This is a genomic window from Cupriavidus sp. SIMBA_020, assembly GCF_046535395.1.
Taxonomy (GTDB): Bacteria; Pseudomonadota; Gammaproteobacteria; order Burkholderiales; family Burkholderiaceae; genus Cupriavidus; species Cupriavidus campinensis.
On sequence record NZ_JAWRWU010001852.1, the window covers coordinates 1 to 229 of the forward strand.

A 229-nucleotide genomic window follows, 5' to 3' on the forward strand; every position below is an offset into this window, starting at 1 on the left:
TGTGCGTGAAGCGCTTGAGCGTCGTGCAGAAGGCCGACTTGATCGTTGCCGCGGTGCCGGATGCGGACACGAGCAGGCGGTTCGGCGCGACCACGACGTTGACGAAGCCGGCCTTGCGCAGGTGCGCAACGACGGAGGCGACTTGCTGGTCGGTCGGCGCGTACTGCGCGGCGAACTGCGCCGGCGTGAGGAACTGCTTGTAGTGCGGCGAGCCGGGCGTATGCAGGTC

The 229-nt window shown here is 68.1% G+C and carries 1 protein-coding gene; it reads right to left on the minus strand.

Annotation, left to right across the window (positions count from 1 at the left end; translation table 11 throughout):
- Positions 1-229 (minus strand): protease pro-enzyme activation domain-containing protein (locus tag SB751_RS36005; RefSeq protein ID WP_410749727.1); only part of this gene is annotated, 229 nt, incomplete at both ends.